Below are 385 nucleotides of genomic sequence, written 5' to 3'. Positions count from 1 at the left end.
TCATTATATTGGTCTTCTTCGTGGATCTTCATCATTTCATCCGCAAGTGCCTGATACTTCCAGGGGGCGTTTTTATGGCTGAGATGATCGTAAAATGCTTGTCTTGTGACCTCCAAAGCCTTGCAGTAAAAACTGATCCTTCCTGTGATCCTACCGTCATCAGTCTTTTGGGAAATGAACTTTAACCGTTCTTCTTTCCTGACTTCCGACGGTTCGCGGCGAAAAAAGCAGATGCTTCCTCCAGAAATTCATTAAGCTCTTCAAGCTCACGGTTTTTCTTTTCAAGCTCTTTGATCCGTTTGTTTGCTGCCTGAAGCTGCTGTGCTATAGTAAGTGACTCTCCCGGTGTACGTGAGCCTGCACCTGTGTCTATTTCTCCGATCCG

The 385-nt window shown here is 45.5% G+C and carries 1 protein-coding gene and 1 pseudogene; one reads left to right on the top strand and one right to left on the bottom strand.

All coding sequences use genetic code 11. The features are described from left to right. Window positions 1-185 (top strand): hypothetical protein (locus tag DW938_RS15035; protein WP_207660721.1); only part of this gene is annotated, 185 nt, incomplete at its 5' end. Here DW938_RS15035 and DW938_RS14945 read toward each other — a convergent pair. Beyond that, a pseudogene (locus tag DW938_RS14945) lies at window positions 182-385 on the bottom strand (hypothetical protein); the annotation flags it as partial. The gene DW938_RS15035 and the pseudogene DW938_RS14945 overlap by 4 nt on opposite strands.

The organism is Ruminococcus sp. AM43-6 (genome assembly GCF_003461785.1).
Classification (GTDB): domain Bacteria; phylum Bacillota; class Clostridia; order Oscillospirales; family Ruminococcaceae; genus Hominimerdicola; species Hominimerdicola aceti.
The sequence above is the reverse complement of the archived record's forward strand: the minus strand, read 5'-3'. Positions and strand labels throughout refer to the sequence as shown.